This is a genomic window from Mucilaginibacter mallensis, assembly GCF_900105165.1.
Lineage (GTDB): Bacteria > Bacteroidota > Bacteroidia > Sphingobacteriales > Sphingobacteriaceae > Mucilaginibacter > Mucilaginibacter mallensis.
Window position 1 is genome coordinate 4387107 of record NZ_LT629740.1, and the last position, 24790, is coordinate 4411896.

Here is a 24790-nt window from a genome sequence, read left to right on the forward strand (position 1 = left end):
TAATGAAATTATTTAAGCAAAATTTTAAAATGAGCACCTATAATCAAGGCAACAATCCTTAACCCTTATTTATAATCCTGGCAGGATTACCAACTGCAACACTATTTGAAGGGATATCCTTTACGACAATCGAACCCGCCCCTATTACTACATTATCGCCTATATTTAAATCACCTAAAATGCAAACACCGGCACCAATATTAACATTGTTACCAATAACAGGGCATTTACTATCGGCGCCTTTATTGCCAATTGTCAGGCTGTGCCTTAATACACAATTGTTTCCAATTCTTACCGCGGGGTTCAGTACAATAGCATAACCATGCCATATTTGTGTGCCTGAACCTAAAACAGCTCCAAATGTGAGTTCAACACCTAGTAACCATTCCACAAAAAATATGTAGAGGACTAAATACCAGAAAAAGAACAATAAAAGAACTGGGGTAAACCTGATACGTATAGCTAATCTGTATAAGAGCAAAATGGTTCTGCCTTTTGGATTGCCTTTATTTGCGCTCCAATCTTGTAATATTGAGAAATTTCTTTTCACTTTATATTAAGTATTATAAATGATTAGCCCATTATATTAAAAGTCTTTTTAGCCTGAATTGGAAATGGATATACATCTACCTTAGGCTTAACAATTTTCACTTCTTTACTTTTCGCTGCCACATAATATAAGAATCCTACAAAAACTACGGTTCCTAAAAAGTTAGTTACCAGGTTATCAAAAAACATAAATGAATACCGCAGCAGATAAACCAAGGCAATCAAATACCCTTTGTTTTTAGATTTCTTAGCGAAAAATACACCTAATGAAATATCGGCTATTAAAAACAGGAATAACCCTACTACGCCTAAATCGTAAGCAATCTTTAAAAAATCATTGTGCACCTCAAAAAATTGATCATAATAGTGGGGCGAAACATTGATGTATGAGCCTATGCCTTTTCCGAATAAAATTGTATCCCTGCTATTTAAATCTTTTAAATAATAGCTCCAGTTCTGTAATCGCCATTTAAGAGAATCCAAACTCATATCTCCAAATCCGGAAGAACCACCAATTTTCACCTTATCATTCCAGTCAGTTTTATCAGCTAAAGCAATTAATGCGGCATATATATAATAAAGACAATAAGCAGAAGCCGCAACGATTAAATTTTTAATAGCTTTAACCTTAACCCTGTCTACTGCAAAAACAGCAATTACAATTATTGTTGATGCGATTAAAGAGGTTCTACCGCCCAACACAATCATCAGTATAAATAAAAGGCCTATGATATGAAATTTAAGTTTTTCAATATTTAGTAATATTAAAAAACTTAAAAATAAGTTAGCAGAATTAGCGTGCCCAAAAACACTTCCGGTTGTGCTTTTATCACCCAAACCGGCATAAGCTAATGGAACTTGTATACAAAGTACAAAGAAAAATATTTTCAGAAACTGAGCAAATTGCTCTTTGAAAAATGCGAAAGATAATTGATCAAGCCTTGTAGCATAATAACACGCTATAATATAATAAAAGAAATAGCTGAACAAGTCGCTAAACCCCTTTAGGCTAAACCCATTTAAATAAATGCTAAAAGCCGCATATCCAAACAAAATCCAATACAGAAACAGCCCTTTCGGGAAAAGGCTTGAAGCCTTACTTTTTTGTAACTGGAGTACAACTATTACAAGTATGAATGCACTGATAACATTTAATACAGTATTTGGAAATAATCTATATGTAAATAATAATTGGCAAAAGCTTCTGATAAGAATCATTTTAAAAATGAATTTATCAAACCTATACTTTTTTGAATTTACACTCAGTTCGTTCATTTGGGATTATATTTCTATATATTAACTTCTCTTAATAAATAAAGCATCAAGAAGTAAGGATATATTATTTAAAAAGATTTATTTTACTGATTTTATTATACCTGTTAATATATTATAATTAATCTAAATCCTTGAGTACATTACTTATACCACCATCTATGTTTAGATTGGCACCGTTTATAAAGCCTAATTTATCTTCGGCTAATAATAGTGCTAATTGCGAAACTTCCTGTGGCTTACCAATACGCTGACTTGGATGTAGCTCATTTAACATGCGGACTTTGGCCTCATCATTATTAAAACCATCACGCAGCATTTGTGTATCTATAGCGGCCGGACTTATTGAATTTACTCTTACCCTGCCCTGCAAATCAACAGAAAGAGCTTTAGTTAATCCTACTAATGCACTCTTTGAGGTTGCATAAGCTAAAAACCTCTTTTTTGTTAACTGATGGTGTATACTGGCAATATTAATTATTGAACCATGAGAGCTTTCCAACCTATCAAGAAAAAGCTGGCTCAGCATTAAAGGGCCTGTTAAATTAACATTCAACGTTTGGTTCCAGTCGTCAATTTTAACTTCAGACAAGCTGCTCAATATTTGTACCGCTGCATTATTTATTAAAAGGAACAGCTCCGGGATCTCTTTATTTAAGATATCTTCCATGTGAACCTTATAAGCAGGCTCAGCACAATACCTGTGAAGATCAAACCGGATAAACTTTTCACAGTATGGTGAAGGCTGATCTACCAGATCAAGCCCCACCACGCGGTAATTACTTTCATTAAATGTGCGTGCCAACTGGCTGCCAATTCCGCCAAGTACGCCTGTTATTAATACCGTTTTTCTGTTATCCATTCAAATTATTTAATTTCAAGAAAGCCAAATAATAAATCAATTGCTTTTAAACTTGCACGTATTACTGCTTCCCTGGTATTTGAGCCGTTGTGGGTTCCCAGAATACATTGCTCAAAACTACGTAAAGGACTGTCCATAGGCAGAGGTTCTGTTTCAAAAACATCCAAACCTGCAGACCGCACTTTGCCCGACGTTAATGCTGCTGTTAAAGCAGTTTCATCAATTAAGCCGCCGCGCGATACGTTTATTACTATTACGCCGTCTTTCATCTTAGCGATGCTCTCAGCATTTATTAAATGAAAATTTGATGGTGTTAATGCACAGGTAAGTAAAACAAAGTCTGCCTGTTCCAGCTTGTCAGGAAAAGCTAATATTTCGTCAACATTAGCTTCAGCAGCTGTTAGTTTCGTAAACGGATCGTAAGCATTTATTTTTACGCCAAATGCTTTAAGCCTGCGTGCCGTAGCTAAACCAATATCACCTACACCTATAAGGGCTACAGTTTTTCCATCAAGAGACATACCTGCCGGTTTTATCCAATTACCAGCACGTACTTCCCTGTCAACACGATAGCTTTCACGGGCCAAACCGGTAAAATATGCCAGCGCCATATCGGCAACTTCGTTACCAAACATGCGTGGTGTGTTTGAAATAGGTATGCCTAATTTTTCGCATGCCTTAAAGTCAACATTATCAACTCCAACACCCCATTTTACCGCAACTCTTAGCTTGCCGTTTTTACCGGCAGTAAAAACTTTTTCCGTTGCAGGGTCATCACCTATAATCCAGGCGTCTACTGTGGGTACAATTTCAATAAGTTCTTCTTCAGAAAGTGTTTGTACAACGTTTGGAGTTACCAGTTCAATACCCTTTTCATCAAAAATATATCTTAGCTGATCAATAGCCCTTAACATTGGCGGGCATGTTATTAAAACTTTCATGCTTATAATTTATGTATTTGTTTGTATAGCAATTCTGCCATAATAAAATTCAATTCCACATCAATATCCTGTGCTTCCTGCTCAGCTATTTCATACAAAAAAGGCCTGTCACCAATACGATTATGTTTTCTTTCGAGTATAGCTTTTGTAAAGATGTACATGCAGGAGTTTTCCTCAAAAACAGGCGGAAGATCCTGGGTACGTAACAAAATATTAGGATTATGATTAAGGGGCCTTGCCAAACCATCCCAATACCTTACTTGCTTGCGTGTAACCGAAAACAAAGAATCGTACATTGGATATACTTCAAAAAATTTCTTTATACCTGCTTCTATTGTAGCCGATGAAAGTATTGGATTTGTACTATGTGTTTGTAAATAAAATTCTGACGGCACCTGGTTTATTGTATTCATTAATACATCATTCATCGGTATACCGCCATCACGCAAATGTTCAGGCCTTTCTAACACCAATACATCCGGAAAATATTTATTGCTTTGCTCAATAACAATAGGGCTATCGGTATCAATAACTACCTTATCAATTAATGAGCAGTCAAGCAAAGAGCTTACTATGTGATGAAATAATGGTTTTCCGGCAAAGTCGCGGTAATTTTTCCCAGGCACTCTCTCGCTGGAATGGCGCATTGGTACAATTGCGGTTAATTTATAAGCAGACATTTTTTTATTATTTATTACGTTAATTTCCTGATCAGGAGGAGTAAATTATTTTTTCTCCTAATTCATTACTTGTATTTTGCTCTTTCTTTTTAAATAGCTTGTCTTTAAAGTCATTAGGGTAATAGAATCTCATTCTAAGGGTTTCATCCGGCTGAAACTTTTGGCGATAACCCTGGTAAGTGCCCCAAAACTGAAGTACTCTGAATGCGACTATTGAACTTAACTCTTTAAAAAACTTACCATCATGCAAAGCATGGATAGAATCAGCCCAAACATTCCCTACTGATAACCTTATAAAGCTAAAAAAGGTAAACCTTTCATTAGGATAGATGTTTTTTAAGGCAATTGCCTCGCGTCTGTACCGGTTCCTGATCCTTGATACAGATTCCTCATGTACGTGTACAATTGTGGCAGATGATTCGTATGCAACTGAATAACCTTTTTTCATAATCCGCGTAGCCCAATCTAAATCTTCAAGGCCTGTTAATTGTTCGTCATAAGGCTGTTCCTCCCACAGTGATTTCCTGATAACCGCATTGGCATTATTGCAAAAAGGGATCCTTTGATCATAATTAGAAACCGAGGGAAACCATTTTTTAAATAATTGTTCTTCAGAATATTTAGTAATTTCATTACCAACCTGCCTGCCGTAAACCAATGCTACCCTTTCCTTTTCAAAAGGCGCTATCATTTTCTCAACCCAATCAGTGTACAACGGATAAACGTGTGCACTGGCAAAAAGCAAATATTTGCCGCTTGCAGCCTGGCAACCTATATTTAAAGCTCTGCCGAAAGAAAAGTCCTCAGGTTTGATGTTTACTACTTTCACTCCGGCATTACGTGCAATTTCAGCTGTTAAATCTGTTGAACCAGAATCTACCAATATTAATTCTAATTGGGGATACAGCGTTTGCTTACCTATACCTTCAAGTAATCTACCAATATGCTTTTCTTCATTAAATGACCGGATGATTATGCTGCATTTAGGTATCATAAATTAATATTCAAAATAATTGTTCCTTTGCCAATTAAACTTTTATTTAACTATTATTGTTCATCTAAAGCTTCCTTTAACACTTCCAGATATTTAGAGCCGTTTTTCCAATCAGGTTCCATATAGTTTCCTTCAGCCCACTCATTCCATGATTTTATAAAAATAAAATTACTATCATCTGGCTTGTGAGAAACTCTATTCAATACTTCTTTAACATGTTGTTTAAATAATTCGGGGGTGGAATCTTTTAATATCACTGCTTTTTTTCCTAATCTAGGAGTAGTATCCCACCCCGGCACAATACATGGGTATTCATTGTGCTGATACTCACCAGGCTTTAAAAAAGTTTTTATTGCGTCTTTGTAATTATAAACTTTTAAACCCGGAGCAATTTTCTTTATCTTATGATATATAAATCGTAAATACTTATTAGTAATTAAATCTGTATCCCCATACTCAATTTCTCTATGCCGGGGGAAAGCCAATCCGTCTAAACCATATTTCTCACGATCAGCAGGCTTTACATTTTCTCCAATAAAATGGATTCCATCAAAACCTTCTTTAATGGCTAAGTTACGCCAAAAATCCAATACTTTTTTACAGTCGGGTATATCCTGCGCTTTATAAATATACAACAAGGGCTTATTGCCAAGTTTTATATACCTTTTATCTTTAAAAGCTTTAAGTAAATAATCAAAGTGTTCCTGATGGTCTTTTAAATCGCCATATGTTTGTTCTACTAGGGTTTGATTCTTAGCACCGAAAAAAACACCTTTCCATGAATGATTAGCCCAGCCCAAACAAAATGGGAAGTCGGGCTTTCCTGATTCTAAAACTTCATTAAAGGGACGTTCAAGTAATCTTTTTCCATTACCTAACCAATAATGCCAATAGCAAAATCCCTCAACGCCATATTTCGCGGCTATTTCAGCCTGTGCAATTCTGGATTCTTCCAGGCGAAGATCATAAAACCCTAATTCGCCGGGTATTTTAGGCTGTTCATGCCCTTTAAATAAAGGCTTAGCGCTGGCAACAGAAACCCATTCAGTAAACCCCTTACCCCACCACTCATCATTTTCCTGAATAGGATGATATTGAGGTAAATAATAGGCTAATATCCTTGGTTTTGGGGTTGATGATGTCGATGTCTTTACCATTCGTAATTATTTTATTTTTTTTAACCAACATTGGTATAATAAACAAATACTGCTATTATTTAACTATGTTGTTATCGTTTAATGGCTTTCTGCCATTTTCATTTTAAATCTATCTGCTTTATAATTACTGCGGGCACTCCTCCTGCAATACAATTTGCCGGCACATCCTTTGTGACCAATGCATTAGCACCAATTATTGAATTTTTTCCAATTTTTACATTAGGTAATATTGTAACCTTATCACCTATCCAAACGTTATCCTCAATAATAACAGCTCCTTTGGAATACAAAGGCCGATCAGCAGGCGGCAAAGAAAATGATTCAGCATTGATTTCGCCATGCGCATTGTCTGTTATGGTTACTTTCTTGCCCATCAATACATTATTACCTATTTTGATATTATATATGGCTGTAATATGGCAATCATCACCAATTGAGGTATTGCTACCGATAAATATTTCAGGCTCATAATTATGCCCTTTATAACTATCCCACGCGGTTAAAGCCGCGCCTTTGCCAATGCTTACGCCACTATCAATTGTAATATATTTACCTCCAAACAGATTTATCGGGTAATAAATTACAATGCCTTTACCAAAGGCTTTAAATTCCGATGCTATCCAAAGTGTATGGAGTTTTGTTTTAAATGACCTCCATTTATTTGCGGTGGAATAAGAAAAAAAAACAGCCACCAGCTTACATAAATTTGAAAGCATTGATAGTAATATATTTTTGAATCTTTTTTTCATATTCCAACACGCTATTATTAATATTTATACGGTATTAGTATTAATAATAGATTTTAAAAATGCTTTGGAAGAAAATAAAATGAATTTAATTAAAAAAGTAAATTCAAACTCAAGATATGTTAAAGCAGAAAATTCCTTTTTTACTACTTCCTTATAACCAGATATATCAAAAGTAAAATTAGATGCTTTCTTATTGGCATCGTTGCTAATAGTAACTATCCATGGTAAAACAAATTTAAAGAGCATTATTCTTTTCTCTTCTCTTAAAACTTTAATCTCCTCTGTGCTAACTAAGTATTTACGGAGGATCTTAAAATAATTTGTTAGAAAGACCTTAGGCAAATTATATCCTCCTTTTTTAGCAGGAACAATTGATTGGTAAAATTTATCCGGAATAACTAAAAATTCGCATCCTTTTTTTAACAATCGCATTAATACATCTACCTGTACAAGCTGTAATGAATATTCCTGGGAAAAGTTATCTATTTTTTGAAAAGATTCCCTTGATATGCAAAAGCCGCCAATCCAGGTACATGAATACGATACTGTAGCAATAAATGAAGAGGCATTTTTACAGACAATTGGTTCTTTATAAACGGGCATTGTTCCGTTTAATAAAAATGGAGTTAAGTTATTTTCGCAGCAATATTTTATATTTTGTAATAAAGGAGCTAAAGAACCTTTATTTAAAACCAGTGTGTCATTATTTAACTTGAGTATTGCCCCTGAACCCATGCTCAGTACTTTTTCGAAATTGCCGTCTACTATGTTCTCCGAATTCCTGTTATACTTAATTTTTGTTGGGTATTTATTTACATACTCTCGTGCTATCGATTCAGTATTATCTGTCGAGCAATTATCTGATATTACAATTTCTATTTCATCGGTTTCAATAAATTCAGGCTCATTAACAAAGCTTTCCAAAACATCCTGTAAATAGTTGCTCCGGTTATATGTGGGAATACAAATTGATAAGTAAATCATATCAGCTATTTTAAACGTGCCACTCTTTTCTTTTTTTGACAAAAATCCATGCTACAACGGGTAAGCCCCAAAGTACTGCCGTAAGAAAACCCAGGAAAAGATATTTTGGAGGCAAATACTTAGTAATCAATAGGGTAGTAATTCCAATATAAATTGCCAACGCTACTGAAACTACAACTAATGGCTCTTTTTTATGTGCTCTTAAATATACCGCCAAACCATTTATAATTATTTGAAAGAACCATGCCAGGAGCAAAATAAGCATAGGTACAAACCCTAAAAACCTATGGAAAAACTTAAATGCATCTCCATAAAAATAAAGAATTGATAATACCAATATTGCACCAAGCGAAAATGTAATAAGCGAAAGAGAAAGATTCTTTATGAATAATTTATCCATTGCTTTCCAGTTACGTGTTGATGCATACATGTTTAGCTTAGGATTTGCCACATACATCCATACGTATGAGATAGAAAAAGCCGCTGATGCCAATGCCATACTAATACCTACTTTACCGGCTTCGGCAGGCCCGTGAAACTGGAACATTAAAGGCGTATAGATTTGAAAAATAAAATACCCGCTGCTCCAGCTAATAGCATAACGCCAAATCAAATTTAAAAAATCTGTTTTCCAGTTAACTATATACCCTTTACTTTCTGTAACCATTTGTGCTATAAGTTTTCCAAAGCGGAAATATAACATACCAATGTTTATGGCAGCTGCAATAAAGGCAGCAAATGCAAGTGAATACAGATTAAAACCAAAATAAAGAAAAGTTAATGTGGCTATTGTTGAAGCTATGGCACTAACAAATTTATTTTTTTCAATCGCGGCTATCTGACTGCAACCTTCAAAGAAAGATAGCACAGATTGTGTGGTAAAACTTAACCCCGATGATAAAACATAAACGCACCAGGGCAAGGGCCAATTAACATTGCCCCCTTTTCCCCTGAACATTAAAAAGCCTACAGAAAGAATAACAGGAAAACCTACAGCGCCTACTGATACAGACCATTTAAAAACAAAGCGCAATAATGATCCTATCCTTTTAATATCATTTGTTTCCCCTTCAAATAATCCGGTTTCAGCGTTAAACGTAAGGCGTGCATATTCATGAGCTGCAAACTGCGTAACAATAGTTGTAAAACCCAGATCGGCAAATACAGTTAGTGCCGCCAAACTAATAAACGTATACCAAAAACCTTGTACCTGTGATGTAAGAAATAACGGTATAAATACTAACGTAACAGGCCCCGAAATAATGCGCCATAAACTATTAACCAAAGTAAACATTACATCTTTAGTAACGCTTGCTTTTATTGATTTTGAAATCTTGCTTATATTAAGTGATCTGGATGGCGACGAGGCTACTGACATTTATATTTTATAAATAAGTTTTACTTACTGCAACTATATTGAAATACTTGTTACGGTAATTCACTACTATCTTTCACTGATTAACTTATATAGCCTTTTATTACATCAACAAAATAATCATAATGCGTTTCATTAAGGCCCGGCCAAACTCCCAGCCAAAATGAACGGTTCATAATTATATCTGTATTGGTAAGCTCTCCTGATACCCTATGGTTTATATCTGCATAAGCTGGCTGGCGTAATAAATTGCCACCGAATAACAACCTTGTGCCTATTTTTTTCTCTTCCAGGTGCTGTACCAGCATATGGCGGTCGGCAGCATCTCCCTCACGTAATGTAAGTAAGAACCCAAACCATGAAGGATCAGACTCTGGTGTAGCCTCAGGCAATATGAAAATATCTTCAAACTGTTTCATACGTTCATGAAGCGCTTTAAAGTTCTCTCTCCTCCTGTTTACAAAATGATCAAGTTTTTTTAGTTGTGATACACCAAATGCAGCCTGCATGTCAGTAACTTTAAGGTTAAAGCCGATATGGGAGTAAGTGTATTTATGGTCATATCCAAAAGGCAGTGAGCCTAATTGCTGAGAAAAACGGCAGCCGCATGTATTGTCTTTACCTGGTTCGCAATAGCAGTCCCTTCCCCAATCACGAAAACTTTCAGCCACTTTAGCAAGTACAGGGTTATTTATTAGTACAGCTCCACCTTCGCCCATGGTAATATGATGCGCCGGATAAAATGAGAAAGTAGCGATATCGCCAAAAGTGCCTGTTTTTTTACCGCGATAAGTTGCGCCTAATGAATCGCAATCATCTTCAACAACCCATAAGTTGTATTTTTTGGCAACACGCATTACTTCATCCAAATTAAATGGATTACCCAATGAGTGCGCTATCATTATAGCTTTTGTTTTTGGTGAAACAGCGGCTTCAATCAAATCTGCCTGAACATTATGCGTAGCAATATCAACATCTATAAATACCGGTATTGCACCAAACTGAATCATTGGGTTTACCGTAGTTGGGAAACCCGCAGCAACGGTAATTACTTCGTCACCTGGCTTTATCGCTCTTTCACCTAATTTAGGCGATGTAAGCGCATAAAATGCCACCAGGTTAGCTGATGAGCCAGAGTTTACTAAAAGTGCTTTAGGAGCTTTAAAATATTCGGCGAAGGATTTTTCAAAATCGTTTGAAAAACGGCCGGCAGTTAACCAGCCATCAAGCGCAGCATCTACACCCAGCAAAATATCTTCTTCATCCAGCACCTTACCGGTAACTGGTATATAATTTTGCCCGGGTACAATAACCTGTGTTGTTTTTTGCTTTGCTATCTGTCTGATAATCTGTTCCAGACTGGGGTCACTAAAATTTTTTAACATGAGTGTATGATGATTAAATTTATTTATAATAATCAGGTGCTTTCCATTTCTATGGGTACTGCAAATGGTTCCATTTCTGTAATAGGCTTACCAAATGCAATTTTGGGATAAGTATTTGTATGAGGGTCAACCATTACCTGCAATAAAACAGGCTGATCGGCATTCTCGCTATTCCATAACCATTCTACCCCCTCATTAACATCATCAGGCTGGCTGATTGTTTTTGCTTTTATGCCGTAAGCTTCAGCCACTTTACCAAAATCAGGGGCATTATATCCCCAATAAGTTGATTGATACCTTGATTCAAAATAGCTATCCTGAAACTGCCTTATCATGCCCAGGGTACGGTTATTCATTACAATAATTTTAACTGGCAATTTATTACGCACTATGGTTTGTAGTTCTTGTATGTTTAACTGCATACAGCCATCGCCAACAATAACAACCACAGGGCTTTTATTGGTTGCTATACTTGCTCCAATGCCTGCCGGCAAGCTAAAACCCATAGCGCCCATGCCGCCTGAGGTTAAAAATAACTGACCTTTATTTATTTGGATTGATTGCGCTGCCCACATTTGATGACTTCCTACATCAGCCAGATACGCGTAAGCTTTTTCACTTACTGCAGATAAACTGTGCATAAAAACGTTAGGATTGATACCAACAGGCTCTAATTCCTTTACATCCGGCCACTTTGATTTAAGCGAGGCGGTATACTTCAACCATTCTGTTTGATCATCAAAAGTATTATCCTCAGCAACCGTATTAAATTGATCAAAGAACACATTAAGGTTCATTACAAATGGGGTACATCCCTTTACGCGGTTATTTATCTCAGCAACTTCACAATCAACGTGATAAATTTTCCGGTTTTCAATAAAACGGGTATCCGCCCCTGTTTGCCTTATATCTAACCTGCTGCCGAGTACAATCAGCAAATCACATTCGCCAAACGCCACATTTGCCCATCTGTTACCGTAGCTGCCAATAAAGCCAACGCGTAAAGGATCATCGCTTCCTATTACATCCAGGCCTAATAACGTAGTGATAACAGGTATTTTGGTCTGTTCAATAAAGCGATCAAATAATTCCTGCACATTACCGGCTTTAATACCACGCCCAGCTAATACCAGTGGTCTTTTAGCAAGCTTCATAGATAATATGAGCTCGTCATATTTTGCTTTATCAAGCTCTGGTGATACTGTTTCTATATCGGTATCTGCCAGAGGCTCAATCTGCGCTCTTTGAACGTCCATCGGCAAATCAATAAGCACAGGCCCCGGCCTGCCCTCGGTAGCTATCTGAAATGCTTTTTCAAATATTTCAGGGATACTGTTAGGGTCATTTACCAGGAAACATGCTTTTGTTATTGGAGTAGCCATAGCAACTATATCAGTTTCCTGAAATCCTAGCTGCCTTATGCCCCTATCACCCTTTTGTTCACTACGGTTAACCTGCCCTGTGATAAAAATAGCTGGTGAAGAATCGAAATAACAGCTGCCAATACCTGTTAATAAGTTGGTTGCACCCGGACCGCTGGTAGCCATTGCAATACCTGGCAATCCTGTTATTCTACCATATGCATCTGCAGCAAACGCGGCAGATTGCTCGTGATGCATAGTGATGATATCAATTTTTGTGCGTTGGTTTAATGAATCCAGCAAATGTGTAATCATCCCGCCTGATAACTCAAAAATACTTTTGATACCTTTTTTTTCTAAAAAATCCGCTATAAAATCTGATGCTTTCATATTACCTCACCATTAAATTTTTCCTTTAAATATTCAATTACCTTTAACATTGAATCATCAAAATCCGAAACATCAAAATCCCCAAACTCCGAGACAAATTTTGACGAATCGCCCTGCATATGCATTGATTGATTTGCCCTGTAAGGTAACTTACCAAAATTAAGTTTAAATGAAGGATCTACTTTATCCCTTATACTTTCAATTAAACTTTTAAGCGTCCTTAAACTTTTTCCTGAAATATTATAAATACCAGTACGTCCCTTTTTTTCAATAATATGGTTAACTGCCAATCCTAAATCATTAACATATAAGTAGCTGTATTTTTGATTACCCTCGGTGAAATCCATATGATCACTTAAAATAATCTTTTTTACTAATGATGGAATTAGCCACTTTTCAGATTCTCCTTTTCCAAAAAAGGAAAATAATCTTAACCAGTACCAGTCTATTTTATAATAATTACAGTAGCGTTCAATAAGTTCAGTACAAATAATTTTTACACATCCATAAGCTTCAACCGGGTTAAGTGCATGGCTTTCATCAATACATCCGTTAAATGTACCGTACTCGGCTTGTGAGCCTAAGCCAATAAATTTCTGTATACCGGCTTTACTTGCAATGCTTAACAATTTTTGTAAAAACCCAATATTTAGTAACTGAACATCCCAATTATCTCTTTCCAGGTGACCAACCCCCAACCATGCTGAATGAACTATGATATCGGGCTTTGTTTCGATCACTTTATTTACCCATTCATCATCTTCAGCTTGTAATATCCACTCAACTTTATCAATATATGCTGTACACAACACCCTTGAGGATACAGGGCGATAAACAGCAACTATATTATGGCCTTGTGAAATTAAAAACTCAGCTATGTTAGAGCCTAAAAAACCAGTAATACCTGTTAAAAATACTTTAGCCATTTAAAACAGCGGTTATTTGCCTTTCTGTAAATTCATCAATAGTATCTCTATTGTCATAATAGGCTTTATACCAATCAATTGTAAGCTGAACTGCCTGCGATGCATTATTTTTCGGATGCCATTGCAGTTCGGTTTCTGCTTTTGTAATATCAAGTTTTAATAAACCTGCCTCATGCGGTTGATTTGCATTCTGCATTATTTTGTATTGGCCACCTCCCCATGCTTTTATAGCCAACTTTACCATATCTGCCACTTCAAGTGTATCACTGGTATAAGGGCCAAAATTATAAGCCTGCATATATTTAACGGGGTCGGCAACGAGCTTTGTTCCTAATAATAAATATCCTAGTACAGGCTCAAGAACATGCTGCCATGGCCTTACCGCCTGCGGATTACGTATGATTATATCTTCACCGGCGTTTAAAAACTTTACAATATCAGGTATAAGACGATCCTGCGACCAATCACCCCCTCCAATAACATTGCCTGCGCGTGCAACAGCAATTGCTTTATGGTGATCGTTATACTTACTTACATTGAAATAAGAATTCCTGTAAGAATCTATTACTAATTCTGTACATGCCTTACTCGCGCTGTAAGGATCATAGCCCCCAAGTCTATCTGTTTCTCTATATGGGTAAACCCATTCATAGTTATGATATACCTTATCAGTAGTTATAAATACTGCATAACAGGTATTATTTAGTTTTCTTATGCCATCAAGCACATTTGCAGTGCCTATGGCATTTACTTCAAATGTTTCAGATGGGATTTCATAGGATAAGCGAACAAGCGGCTGGGCTGCAAGGTGAAATACAAAATCCGGCTCAAAATCAACAATTTCTGAAATTAGTTTTTCACGATTACGTAAATCACTAATAATGGAATTACTTAACTGGTCACCATTAATAAGGCAAAATAAATCATTCTCGGTTTTAGGCGCTAATGAGTATCCTTTTACCTCGGCACCAAGCATATTGAGCAGTTTAAGCATCCAACTGCCTTTAAAGCCTGTATGCCCTGTTAAAAAAACTTTCTTTCCGTTGTATATAGTCTTTAATTGCTCAAACATAATTACCAGGTTTTCCAGGGTGCATTATTATTATCCCACATTTCGTTTAAATCATGCTTATCTTTCAATGTATCCATCGGACGCCAAAAACCGGTATGCTTATATGCGTTCATTTGCCCGGCATTTGCTATCTGTTCCATAGGCTGCTGCTCCCAAACAGTACTATCGCCATCTTTAATGTAGTCAAATACCTGAGGCTTGCATACAAAAAAGCCCCCATTGATCCAAGCTCCATCTCCTTTAGGTTTCTCCATAAAAGAGTGTACTGTAGAATCATCAAGTATATTTAAAGCACCAAACCTACCTGATGGCTGAACCGAAGTAACAGTACATAGTTTATCGTGTTTTTTATGAAAATCTACAAGCTCTTTGATATTAAGATTGCCAACACCATCACCATAGGTTAACATAAAATCTTCATTATTTACATATGGTTGTATTCTTTTAATTCTACCGCCGGTCATTGAGTCTTTACCGGTATCAACCAAAGTTATTGTCCATGGTTCAGCTTGTGAATCATGTACTTTAATGGAATTATCTTTTAAATCAATGGTAACATCGGATTTATGTAAAAAATAATTGGCAAAATACTCCTTTATTAAATACCCTTTATATCCCAGGCAAACTACAAAATCATTGAAGCCATGAGCGGAATATATTTTCATTATATGCCATAATATTGGCATGCCACCTATTTCAACCATAGGCTTGGGCTTTAATACAGTTTCTTCAGATAACCTTGTACCTAATCCTCCAGCTAATAATACTACTTTCATTTTTATAGATTTTTATACTTTAAAGCTAATGTTATCAGATAATGGATAAGTACAGCATAGCAAATACTCATTTTCCAAAAGTTCTTCTGATAGATTTGGTGTACTAACCATTTTTACGTCACCTGTTTGCAGTGTTGCCTTACATATGGAGCAAGAACCTGTTTGACACGAATAAGAGAGTTCTATGCCTGCATCAAGTCCCGCTTCAAGAATACTTTTCCCTTTTACAACCTCAACTACTTGTGGTAATTCATCTTTAATTATTTTAACCGAGCGGGTAATAACATTTTCAAAATCCTTACTGTCTCTTACAATTTCAAAGTCCTCTGAAAAAATATTAGCTTCACTAATTCCTTGTTTATTTAAAGCTTCTTTTACTGATTCCTTTAAACCTAAAGGCCCGCATATATAGTGCAAAGAATTACCGGATTTGTCTTTTTCTTTCAAAACTGAAAGAACTTTTGAAGGAGCTATTCTTCCTTCAACATGATTTGGATGAGCATTACTTATACTCGCTTTTGACAAGAAATGCCAGACAGTAAAATTACTGTGTTTCTGGATAAGCAATTTAATCTGATCAACAAATAAGGTATTTTCAAAATCGCGGTTACCGTATACTAAAGTGACTTCGTTTTTACGGTTATTAAGCAAAAATTTACCAATTGACATAAGTGGTGTTATTCCACTACCCGCTCCCCAAAGAACTATAGGCGTACTGTCCTCAAGTTTATCCAAATCAACTACAAAATGCCCCATTGGCGGCATCACTTCAACTAAATCATCAACTTTTAAATTATCAATAATATGGTTGGATACAATACCCGAAAGAACACGTTTTACTGTTACATTTAAAGTAGAATCAACTCCCGGAGCAGATGAAAAAGAGTATGGCCTTATATATCTTCGCCCGTTTATTCTAAATATTAAAGTTAAATACTGTCCCGGCCGATAAATAACCTTTTTCAAGCCCGGCTGTTTAAAACATATGGTTATTGCATCTGTTGTTTCCTGCTTTATGTCTGCAACTTTAAGTGTATATGTAATTAAATTCGACATAATACTTGCATTATAGATTCAACAACTTATTTTTTAAACAATTGTGACAGAAAGTTTTTCTTTTTAGTTACCTCACCATAGCCACCGTAGCCGTAGCCATAACCGTATCCATAACCATATCCGTAACCATATCCGTAATAGCCCTTTTGTTGTGCTTTAATATCGTTTACAATTAAATAGGTCTTTCTCAATTTTTCTTCATATACCAGCTTGTTTAATATGTCTAGCTGTGCTTTGAAAGTATAGTTTTGGCGAACTACATAAAGTGAAAGATTTACGAATTTCTCTAATATTAATGCATCTGCTACCAGCCCTACAGGTGAACTGTCAATAATTATGAAATCGAATTTCTTTTTTAAGGTCTCAATTAAGATTTCCAGCTTCTCACTCAGTAATATTTCCGAAGGGTTTGGCGGAATAGTACCGGCGCTTATTAGAAAGCAATTTTCACTAAAAAACAGTGGTTTAATATAAGGTTCTATGTCATTGCTCTCAGATACAATGTAATTTGAAAATCCATTTACATTTTCGATACCTAAGTTTAAAGACAGTTTTGGTTTTCGAAGATCCAGCTCTAAAAAAACAACTTTTTTACCTGTTAATGCCAGGGTACTACCCAAATTTAGTGATACAAATGTTTTCCCCTCGCCGCTCATGCTCGATGTAAACATTATAACCTGTGGTTCATTCTGCTTTATTAAATACTGTAAATTGGTACGCAGTGCCCTAAATTGTTCAGAGATCAGGGTGCGTGAATTTTCTACAACAACTAAACTGGTATTTTCAGCATTGTTCCCAATCTCGGCAACTATAGGTATCCTGGTATTTTTTTCAATATCTTGTTTTGAAATTATTTTAAGGTTTAAACTATCCCTAAAAAACAAGAAACCAAAAGGGAACAACATTCCGGCCACTACTCCCAAAGCATAAATTAAATTTTTCTTTGGTTTATATGCTTCTGCATCACTTTTCGCATCATCAATAATCCTTGCGCTTGAAATAGTAGATGTTTTAGAAATCATTGTTTCTTCCCTTTTTTGCAAAAGGAATAAATATAATTCCTGCTTCAAGTTTTGTTGTCTTGAGTAGTCTAAGAATAAGCGCTCTTTTTCAGGTACTCCTTTAATTTGATTATTAAGCAAACTACTTCTGTCTTGAAGTCCACTTTTAGCAATTTGCAATCCTTTTTTATAAGCTTCAAAGCTTTTAAAAAGGCTAACCTTTACTGTTTCAATCTGATCATCGAGGCTTTTAACAACAGGATTGTCCTCTTTATAAGATAGGTTTAATTTACTCCTATCCATAAGCAACTCATTATATTTGCCAATTGCATCCGCAAACACCGGATCCTGATCCGTAAGTGAACTTGGTATAATTGTTTTATTTGCGGGATCTTTTATATATCTCTCAAGGTCATCTATTACTGAGAGTTGAATTTCCTGCGTATTTAATTGATTATAATAATCACTAGCGCTGGTAACCAAAGCTTTCGATTGTTCATCAGCGTCCGCTATATTATTTTCGCGTTTAAATCCGGAAAAATTCTTTTCTACATCTGATAACTCTCTTTGAACAATTACCAGGCGCCTGTTGATAAATGCAACCGTACTATCTGCGGTTTCAACTTTATACTCGAGGTTAGCTTTTAAATAATTATCCATTAATGATTCTAAAATAACTTCGCCCTTTTTTGAAACGGGATATTTTAAAATAATATCTATACTGGTACTTTGCTTATCTGACAATTCCACATCCAAATTCTTGGATAATTCTTCCACTTTACTATCAACAGATTGCATTAAAAGCCTGAATTTACCTGAAGGGTTTTCGCCAAATGCCTTCTGCGAAAATTGCAAATCATATTCCTTCAATTTAATTGTACTGCCGTATCTTATAGTAGTATCAACATTAAAATCACTATTTTCTACATGGATCTGACCATTTTTTGATATTTCGATATCATAAACAGTAGCAGTTACTGAATCTGTTTTAAAGTTCGCAGTAACATTAAAAGGAGCATCATAAAACAACTCGTCCTTTCTCAATCTTCCTTTCCTGTATAGGGTAATGTTCAGGTTCATTTGCCTTACAACTTTCTCCATTAAAGATCTGGAGTTTAATATATCAATCTCATTTTGAGCGTTACTTGGCAAATCAAATAAACTGGAAAAATCAGAAGATTGACTACTACTAAGCCCTCCACCAAGGCTTTTTTTATCATCTTCAATTAATAATTTACTATTTATTTTATACTCGGGAGTTGCATATTTTATATATAGCACGGCGGCGAACAAGCAAATTATAATACTTATTATAAATAAATACCAACTGGAAATAACTTTACTTAATAGCTCTTTATAATCAAAGCCTTCTTCATCCGCAAAATTCAAATTACTGTTGTGGTCCTGGTTATTCATTAAATTCTGACTATTTAAAATTGATTCTGCTTATTATTACAATTATAACTGTTATGATTGAGCTTAAAATAGCGTAAGTTCTTGCTTGTGCTATATCATTAGCTGCAACTTTCCCCTTTGTTGGTTCCACATATATATAATCATTCTGATGTAGATAATAGTAGGGTTGATCAATAAGGTTGCTTTTGGTTAAATTAATGCGATATGCCGTTTTTGACCCATCATTATTTTCTCTTAGCAAAAGTACATTGTCCCGTTTCCCATAAATAGTAAGATCGCCAGCCATGGAAAGCGCATCTAAAAGTGTAACCTTTTCATTAGGCATAATATAAACGGATGGCCTCGCTACTTCACCTGTAACAGTAATTTTAAAATTCGCATAACGAACTGTAACCGAAGGATCATTGTAAAACTTATCAGCTCTTTCTTTTATAGCTCCCCTTGCTTCAACTGTTGTAAGCCCTAACACATGTATTTTACCAAGCACTGGAATCTCAACATCCCCATCCTTACTTACCAAATAACCACTAATAATGGGTTGAGTGGTTACAGGGCCACTATTATTTGACCCTAAAACAGATATATTTCCCAAATTTATTGGCTGCGTGGCGGCAGGATCTACTGTAGAAACTACAATTGATAAAATATCATCAACCTGAATTTTGGGTTCAATATAAGCCGTAATAGGAATAGTTTTTAACACTCCTGAATCAGGGATATCTTCAAAGTATTTGATGTTTTTCCGACTCGCACATGAGAATATTGTTGTCGAAATGAACAAAATGAACAAAATGAAATAGGAATTTAAAGGGTACTTTTTTCTCATACGGGTAGATTTTATATCTATTCAGAAGCAGACATTAAAACGATGCAATATATGTACTTTTTAGTTAATTACAATTATAAAATTGTTAAGTTTTATATAAAAACACTCTTAATATAGGTTTTTTTTTAATCAATTGTGCTTTTTAATAAAATTATTAAAATTTAAGCTTGCCCTACTGTGCCCCCAAAATTCATAGGAAAACCCGCCGGACCCTGCTGAATTTTGATACGGCCATTGGCATTTTCAAATTTTTCTAGGTTGTCTTCCAGCGCAGTAAGTAAGCGTTTGGCATGTTCAGGTGTTAAAATAATTCTTGATTTTACCTTCGCCTTTGGCACTCCAGGCATAACACGAATAAAGTCGAGCACAAACTCTGAACTTGAATGGGTAATGATTGCCAGGTTAGAATAGATCCCCTCTGCTATCTCTTCAGAAAGCTCAATATTTAACTGATTTTCGTTTTGTTCTTCTTCCATGGTACTAAAATAACAAAGCCTGTCTGTTGTCGAAAGGCTTTTATAAAATATTTATTTACTATCTGTTTATATTACTAACTCTTGTTAAAAATAATGCTTTTTTTGAAATATTGATAGTTTTCGGGTGTTAATAACACGAGAAAATTACTCATTAAACAAAAAAACCCGCCAAATGTTGGCGGGTTTTTTAATTTATTTTACCGGATTAATTATGCTTCTACTTCTTCAGTTTTTGAAGCCATCAAGCGGTCAAATTCCTCTTGCGAACCTACGCGGATATTTTCATATGCACGTAAGCCGGTTCCTGATGGAATAAGGTGACCAACAATAACGTTTTCCTTCAATCCAAGCATGTTGTCCTTCTTACCTGCAATTGCTGCTTCGTTCAGAACCTTGGTAGTTTCCTGGAACGATGCTGCCGAGATAAACGACTTGGTGCCTAATGATGCCCTTGTTATACCTTGCAGTATAGGGCTTGATGTTGCAGCTATAGCGTCACGTACTTCAACCAATCTTAAATCTTTACGTTTCAAAATTGAGTTTTCGTCTCTTAGCTTTCTAACAGATACAATCTGTCCGGCTTTTAACGAAGCTGAATCACCTGGCTCAACAACAACTTTCTTATCGAATATATCGTCGTTTTCGATCATGAAATCCCAGCTGTCAACAGCTTCTTTTTCAAGGAACGTAGTATCGCCGGCATCTTCGATTGATACCTTTTGCATCATCTGGTGCACGATAACCTCAAAGTGCTTGTCATTGATCTTCACACCTTGCAAACGGTAAACTTCCTGTATACCATTTACCAGGTATTCCTGTACTGCAGCCGGGCCTTTGATAGCCAGGATATCAGCGGGTGATATTGAACCATCAGACAATGGCATACCTGCCTTCACAAAGTCATTATCCTGTACAAGGATGTGTTTAGATAATGGAACAAGGTATTTCTTTATCTGACCATCTTTTGATTCGATAGTCATCTCGCGGTTACCACGTTTAACACCACCTAAGGTTACCACACCATCAATTTCAGTTACTACTGCAGGGTTTGATGGGTTACGTGCTTCAAATAACTCGGTTACACGTGGTAAACCACCTGTGATGTCACGGGTTTTACCAGTTGAACGAGGGATCTTAGCAATAACCTGTCCTGTTTGTAGTTTTTCGCCTTCATCAACTGCAATGTGAGCGCCTACCGGGATGTTATAGCCTTTTATCACATTACCCTTACCATCGCTGATCTGGATAACAGGATTCTTGGTTTTATCTCTTGTATCGATAATTACTTTTTCACGGTGACCTGTTTGCTCATCTGATTCTTCACGGAAAGTAATACCTTCCAATACAGCTTCAAACTGGGTTACACCTGCAAATTCAGATATGATAACCGCATTGTACGGATCCCATGAACAGATACGGTCGCCTTTAGCGATCTTACTGCCATCCTTCACATATAAGTAAGCACCGTAAGGTATGTTGTTAGTTACAATAACTTTATTAGTGCCTTCTTCTACAATACGGAACTCGCCTGAACGACCCAATACTACATCAACAACACCATCTTCAGTTTTGTAAGCAACAGTACGAACATTTTCAAATTCGATCACACCTTCAAACCTCGCGTTGATCTGTGATTCAGCCGCGATGTTTGATGCGGTACCACCCACGTGGAATGTACGTAGTGTTAACTGTGTACCCGGCTCACCGATTGACTGTGCTGCAATTACACCAACAGCCTCGCCACGTTGCACGCGTTTACCGCTTGCAAGGTTACGGCCGTAGCACAATGCGCATACGCCACGTTTGCTTTCGCATGTTAATACTGAACGTATCTCGATACCTTCTAACGGTGAGTTCTCAATGTTTTTAGAGATATCCTCATCAATATCCTGACCTGCTGAAACTAACAGTTCGTTGGTAATAGGGTCATATACTGAATGTAATGAGGTACGGCCTAATATACGCTCGTGTAATGGCTCAACAATATCCTCGTTATCTTTAAGGGCGGTTGTGTATATACCTCTTAAAGTACCGCAATCTTCTTCACCTACGATCATATCCTGGGCAACGTCATGTAAACGACGGGTTAAGTAACCAGCATCAGCTGTTTTTAACGCCGTATCCGCCAAACCTTTACGTGCACCGTGAGTTGAGATAAAGTATTCCAATACTGACAAACCTTCTTTAAAGTTTGAAAGGATCGGGTTTTCAATGATCTCACCACCTGAACCTGATTTTTGCGGTTTCGCCATCAATCCCCTCATACCTGCAAGCTGACGGATCTGCTCTTTAGAACCACGCGCTCCAGAATCAAGCATCATGTATACTGAGTTGAAGCCCTGGTTATCAGTTGACAGAATTTCCATCACATTCGCGGTTAAGCGGTTGTTGATACGTGTCCAGATATCGATGATCTGGTTGTAACGCTCATTGTTAGTGATGAAACCCATGTTATAGTTACCCATAACATCTTCAACTTCCTTAGAAGCCTGAGCTATCAGCGTAACTTTTTCTGCGGGAATGTTAATATCCTTCAGGTTAAATGATAAACCACCCTGGAATGCCATTTTGAAACCTAATTCCTTAATATCATCAAGGAACTGGGCCGCACGTGCCATACCTGTAGTTTTTACTACTTCACCAATGATATCACGCAGTGATTTTTTGGTTAACAGTTCATTTATATAACCAACCTCAACCGGTACATGCTGATTAAACAACACACGGCCTACAGTGGTATCAATAATTTTATTTACAATGCTGCCATCTCTTTCCTTAACAAAAGTTTTCACTTTTATAAAGGCGTGCAGGGCTAATTTCTTCTCGTTATAAGCAATGATCACTTCTTCAGGAGAGTAGAAAGTTAAGCCTGAACCTGCAACGATATGACCTTCTTCAGATTTACGGCCTTTGGTTATGTAGTACAAACCAAGTACCATGTCCTGCGAAGGTACAGTGATTGGCGTACCGTTAGCCGGGTTAAGGATGTTATGTGAAGCAAGCATCAAAATTTGGGCTTCCAAAATTGCCGCGTTACCCAGGGGTACGTGAACGGCCATCTGGTCACCGTCAAAATCCGCGTTAAAGGCGGTACAGGTTAATGGGTGCAACTGGATAGCTTTACCTTCAACCAATTTTGGCTGGAACGACTGGATACCTAACCTGTGCAGCGTAGGCGCACGGTTTAGTAATACAGGGTGTCCTTTTAATACATTCTCTAATATATCCCAAACTAATGGATCCTTACGGTCAACAATCTTTTTGGCAGATTTTACTGTTTTAACCACACCACGCTCAATCATTTTGCGGATGATAAATGGTTTAAACAATTCGGCAGCCATATCTTTTGGTAAACCGCACTCGTGTAATTTAAGGTTTGGACCTACAACAATTACCGAACGTGCTGAATAATCCACACGTTTACCTAATAAGTTTTGACGGAAACGGCCTTGTTTACCTTTCAGGATGTCTGAAAGTGATTTCAATGCACGGTTACCTTCAGTTTTTACTGCGTTTACCTTACGTGAGTTATCGAACAACGAGTCAACAGCTTCCTGTAACATACGTTTTTCGTTACGTAAAATAACCTCTGGTGCTTTAATCTCGATCAAACGTTTTAAACGGTTGTTACGGATAATTACACGACGGTAAAGGTCATTTAAATCTGAAGTAGCAAAACGGCCACCTTCCAGTGGTACTAACGGGCGCAATTCAGGCGGGATAACCGGAACGATCTTAACGATCATCCACTCAGGGTTATTCTCGATCCTGTCTTTTGAATCGCGGAAAGCTTCAACAACCTGTAAACGTTTTAAAGCTTCGTTTTTACGTTGTTGTGAGGTTTCATTAGCAGCCTGGTGACGTAAGTTGTATGATAACTCGTCGAGGTTAAGGCGTTTTAATAATTCTTCCAGAGCCTCAGCACCCATTTTGGCAACAAATTTCTGGGGATCTTTGTCATCAAGGTATTGGTTTTCTTTTGGAAGGGTATCCAGAATATCAAGGTATTCTTCTTCTGTCAGGAAATCCATTTTGTTGATTCCGTCAGCTTCTTTAATACCTGCTTGTATAACTACATATCTTTCATAGTATATGATAAGATCGAGCCTTTTTGTTGGTAAGCCTAATAAATAACCAATTTTGTTTGGTAATGAACGGAAGTACCAGATGTGCGCAACAGGAACCACCAAATTGATGTGGCCCATACGCTCACGACGTACTTTCTTTTCAGTTACTTCAACACCGCAACGGTCGCAAACTATACCCTTGTAACGGATACGTTTGTATTTACCGCAATGGCACTCATAATCTTTAACCGGACCGAAGATACGTTCGCAGAACAAACCATCACGCTCAGGCTTGTAGGTCCTGTAGTTGATAGTCTCCGGTTTTAAAACCTCACCGCTTGAACGCTCAAGAATTGACTCTGGTGAAGCCAAACTGATAGTAATGGTGGTGAAGTTACTTTTGATTTTATTATCCTTTTTGTAAGACATAGTCTCCTTTTGTTTAATTATTGAAGGAATGAATTATTGATTTATT

The 24790-nt window shown here is 36.6% G+C and carries 20 protein-coding genes; all 20 read right to left on the minus strand.

Annotated features, from left to right (window positions below):
- Positions 1-58: 58 nt before the first annotated feature.
- Positions 59-550, minus strand: a complete 492-nt coding sequence (locus BLU33_RS17590; RefSeq protein ID WP_091375976.1) for a serine acetyltransferase — start codon at positions 548-550, stop codon at positions 59-61.
- A gap of 23 nt (positions 551-573) precedes the next feature.
- On the minus strand, positions 574-1824 hold the full coding sequence (locus tag BLU33_RS17595) for an O-antigen ligase family protein (RefSeq protein WP_091375980.1): 1251 nt from the start codon (positions 1822-1824) through the stop codon (positions 574-576).
- 118 nt (positions 1825-1942) lie between these two features.
- On the minus strand, positions 1943-2683 hold the full coding sequence (locus BLU33_RS17600) for an SDR family NAD(P)-dependent oxidoreductase (RefSeq protein WP_091375985.1): 741 nt from the start codon (positions 2681-2683) through the stop codon (positions 1943-1945).
- A gap of 5 nt (positions 2684-2688) precedes the next feature.
- Positions 2689-3624 carry a phosphoglycerate dehydrogenase gene (locus tag BLU33_RS17605; protein ID WP_091375988.1) on the minus strand — a complete coding sequence of 312 codons (936 nt, stop codon included), beginning with the start codon at positions 3622-3624 and terminating at the stop codon, positions 2689-2691.
- 2 nt (positions 3625-3626) lie between these two features.
- Entirely contained in the window at positions 3627-4304 is a 678-nt protein-coding gene (locus BLU33_RS17610) for an acylneuraminate cytidylyltransferase family protein (RefSeq protein ID WP_091375991.1), read from the minus strand.
- 31 nt (positions 4305-4335) lie between these two features.
- Complete coding sequence (locus BLU33_RS17615; RefSeq protein WP_091375995.1) at positions 4336-5298, minus strand: glycosyltransferase family 2 protein; 963 nt, start codon at positions 5296-5298, stop codon at positions 4336-4338.
- 53 nt (positions 5299-5351) lie between these two features.
- Positions 5352-6455, minus strand: a complete 1104-nt coding sequence (locus BLU33_RS17620) for a glycosyltransferase WbsX family protein (RefSeq protein ID WP_091375998.1) — start codon at positions 6453-6455, stop codon at positions 5352-5354.
- A 98-nt stretch (positions 6456-6553) separates the two neighbouring features.
- Positions 6554-7204 carry an acyltransferase gene (locus BLU33_RS25645; RefSeq protein WP_317040528.1) on the minus strand — a complete coding sequence of 217 codons (651 nt, stop codon included), beginning with the start codon at positions 7202-7204 and terminating at the stop codon, positions 6554-6556.
- A 24-nt stretch (positions 7205-7228) separates the two neighbouring features.
- A complete protein-coding gene (locus BLU33_RS17630; RefSeq protein WP_091376002.1) occupies positions 7229-8230 on the minus strand; it encodes a glycosyltransferase family 2 protein in 1002 nt (333 codons plus the stop codon).
- The gene (locus tag BLU33_RS17635; protein ID WP_091376005.1) at positions 8199-9566 is read right to left on the minus strand and encodes a polysaccharide biosynthesis protein; all 1368 of its coding nucleotides are present in this window, start codon (positions 9564-9566) and stop codon (positions 8199-8201) included. Before BLU33_RS17635 ends, BLU33_RS17630 begins: the two co-directional genes overlap by 32 nt.
- Positions 9567-9646: 80 nt before the next feature.
- Entirely contained in the window at positions 9647-10948 is a 1302-nt protein-coding gene (gene rfbH, locus BLU33_RS17640; RefSeq protein ID WP_091376008.1) for a lipopolysaccharide biosynthesis protein RfbH, read from the minus strand.
- Between the two features lie 32 nt (positions 10949-10980).
- Entirely contained in the window at positions 10981-12699 is a 1719-nt protein-coding gene (locus BLU33_RS17645; protein WP_091376011.1) for a thiamine pyrophosphate-binding protein, read from the minus strand.
- Complete coding sequence (locus BLU33_RS17650) at positions 12696-13625, minus strand: NAD-dependent epimerase/dehydratase family protein (protein WP_091376014.1); 930 nt, start codon at positions 13623-13625, stop codon at positions 12696-12698. The genes BLU33_RS17645 and BLU33_RS17650 overlap by 4 nt, the downstream gene beginning before the upstream one ends.
- Positions 13618-14697 (minus strand): CDP-glucose 4,6-dehydratase, encoded by a 1080-nt coding sequence (gene rfbG, locus BLU33_RS17655; RefSeq protein WP_091376017.1) that lies wholly within the window; start codon positions 14695-14697, stop codon positions 13618-13620. The genes BLU33_RS17650 and rfbG overlap by 8 nt, the downstream gene beginning before the upstream one ends.
- Before the next feature lie 2 nt (positions 14698-14699).
- Positions 14700-15473: a glucose-1-phosphate cytidylyltransferase gene (gene rfbF / locus BLU33_RS17660; RefSeq protein WP_091376020.1), complete on the minus strand. Its 774-nt coding sequence runs from the start codon at positions 15471-15473 to the stop codon at positions 14700-14702.
- Between the two features lie 12 nt (positions 15474-15485).
- Positions 15486-16529: a ferredoxin--NADP reductase gene (locus tag BLU33_RS17665; protein ID WP_091376022.1), complete on the minus strand. Its 1044-nt coding sequence runs from the start codon at positions 16527-16529 to the stop codon at positions 15486-15488.
- Between the two features lie 26 nt (positions 16530-16555).
- Entirely contained in the window at positions 16556-18946 is a 2391-nt protein-coding gene (locus tag BLU33_RS17670; protein WP_091376025.1) for a GumC family protein, read from the minus strand.
- A gap of 10 nt (positions 18947-18956) precedes the next feature.
- Positions 18957-19772: a polysaccharide biosynthesis/export family protein gene (locus BLU33_RS17675; protein WP_091376027.1), complete on the minus strand. Its 816-nt coding sequence runs from the start codon at positions 19770-19772 to the stop codon at positions 18957-18959.
- A 161-nt stretch (positions 19773-19933) separates the two neighbouring features.
- Entirely contained in the window at positions 19934-20248 is a 315-nt protein-coding gene (locus tag BLU33_RS17680; RefSeq protein WP_091376030.1) for a DUF3467 domain-containing protein, read from the minus strand.
- Positions 20249-20457: 209 nt separating this feature from the next.
- Positions 20458-24744, minus strand: coding sequence for a DNA-directed RNA polymerase subunit beta' (gene rpoC / locus BLU33_RS17685; protein WP_091376033.1), 4287 nt, complete (start codon positions 24742-24744; stop codon positions 20458-20460).
- Positions 24745-24790 lie beyond the last annotated feature (46 nt).

Excerpts from the sequence above, each read along its gene's own strand:
- BLU33_RS25645 (WP_317040528.1), bottom strand. The coding sequence starts at position 7,204 with ATGAAAAAAAGATTCAAAAATATATTACTATCAATGCTTTCAAATTTA.
- BLU33_RS17665 (WP_091376022.1), bottom strand. The coding sequence starts at position 16,529 with ATGTCGAATTTAATTACATATACACTTAAAGTTGCAGACATAAAGCAG.
- BLU33_RS17645 (WP_091376011.1), bottom strand. The coding sequence starts at position 12,699 with ATGAAAGCATCAGATTTTATAGCGGATTTTTTAGAAAAAAAAGGTATC.
- BLU33_RS17650 (WP_091376014.1), bottom strand. The coding sequence starts at position 13,625 with ATGGCTAAAGTATTTTTAACAGGTATTACTGGTTTTTTAGGCTCTAAC.
- BLU33_RS17615 (WP_091375995.1), bottom strand. The coding sequence starts at position 5,298 with ATGATACCTAAATGCAGCATAATCATCCGGTCATTTAATGAAGAAAAG.
- BLU33_RS17620 (WP_091375998.1), bottom strand. The coding sequence starts at position 6,455 with ATGGTAAAGACATCGACATCATCAACCCCAAAACCAAGGATATTAGCC.
- BLU33_RS17610 (WP_091375991.1), bottom strand. The coding sequence starts at position 4,304 with ATGTCTGCTTATAAATTAACCGCAATTGTACCAATGCGCCATTCCAGC.
- BLU33_RS17670 (WP_091376025.1), bottom strand. The coding sequence starts at position 18,946 with ATGAATAACCAGGACCACAACAGTAATTTGAATTTTGCGGATGAAGAA.
- rpoC (WP_091376033.1), bottom strand. The coding sequence starts at position 24,744 with ATGTCTTACAAAAAGGATAATAAAATCAAAAGTAACTTCACCACCATT.
- BLU33_RS17595 (WP_091375980.1), bottom strand. The coding sequence starts at position 1,824 with ATGAACGAACTGAGTGTAAATTCAAAAAAGTATAGGTTTGATAAATTC.
- rfbF (WP_091376020.1), bottom strand. The coding sequence starts at position 15,473 with ATGAAAGTAGTATTATTAGCTGGAGGATTAGGTACAAGGTTATCTGAA.
- BLU33_RS17680 (WP_091376030.1), bottom strand. The coding sequence starts at position 20,248 with ATGGAAGAAGAACAAAACGAAAATCAGTTAAATATTGAGCTTTCTGAA.
- BLU33_RS17635 (WP_091376005.1), bottom strand. The coding sequence starts at position 9,566 with ATGTCAGTAGCCTCGTCGCCATCCAGATCACTTAATATAAGCAAGATT.
- BLU33_RS17605 (WP_091375988.1), bottom strand. The coding sequence starts at position 3,624 with ATGAAAGTTTTAATAACATGCCCGCCAATGTTAAGGGCTATTGATCAG.
- rfbG (WP_091376017.1), bottom strand. The coding sequence starts at position 14,697 with ATGTTTGAGCAATTAAAGACTATATACAACGGAAAGAAAGTTTTTTTA.
- rfbH (WP_091376008.1), bottom strand. The coding sequence starts at position 10,948 with ATGTTAAAAAATTTTAGTGACCCCAGTCTGGAACAGATTATCAGACAG.
- BLU33_RS17600 (WP_091375985.1), bottom strand. The coding sequence starts at position 2,683 with ATGGATAACAGAAAAACGGTATTAATAACAGGCGTACTTGGCGGAATT.
- BLU33_RS17675 (WP_091376027.1), bottom strand. The coding sequence starts at position 19,772 with ATGAGAAAAAAGTACCCTTTAAATTCCTATTTCATTTTGTTCATTTTG.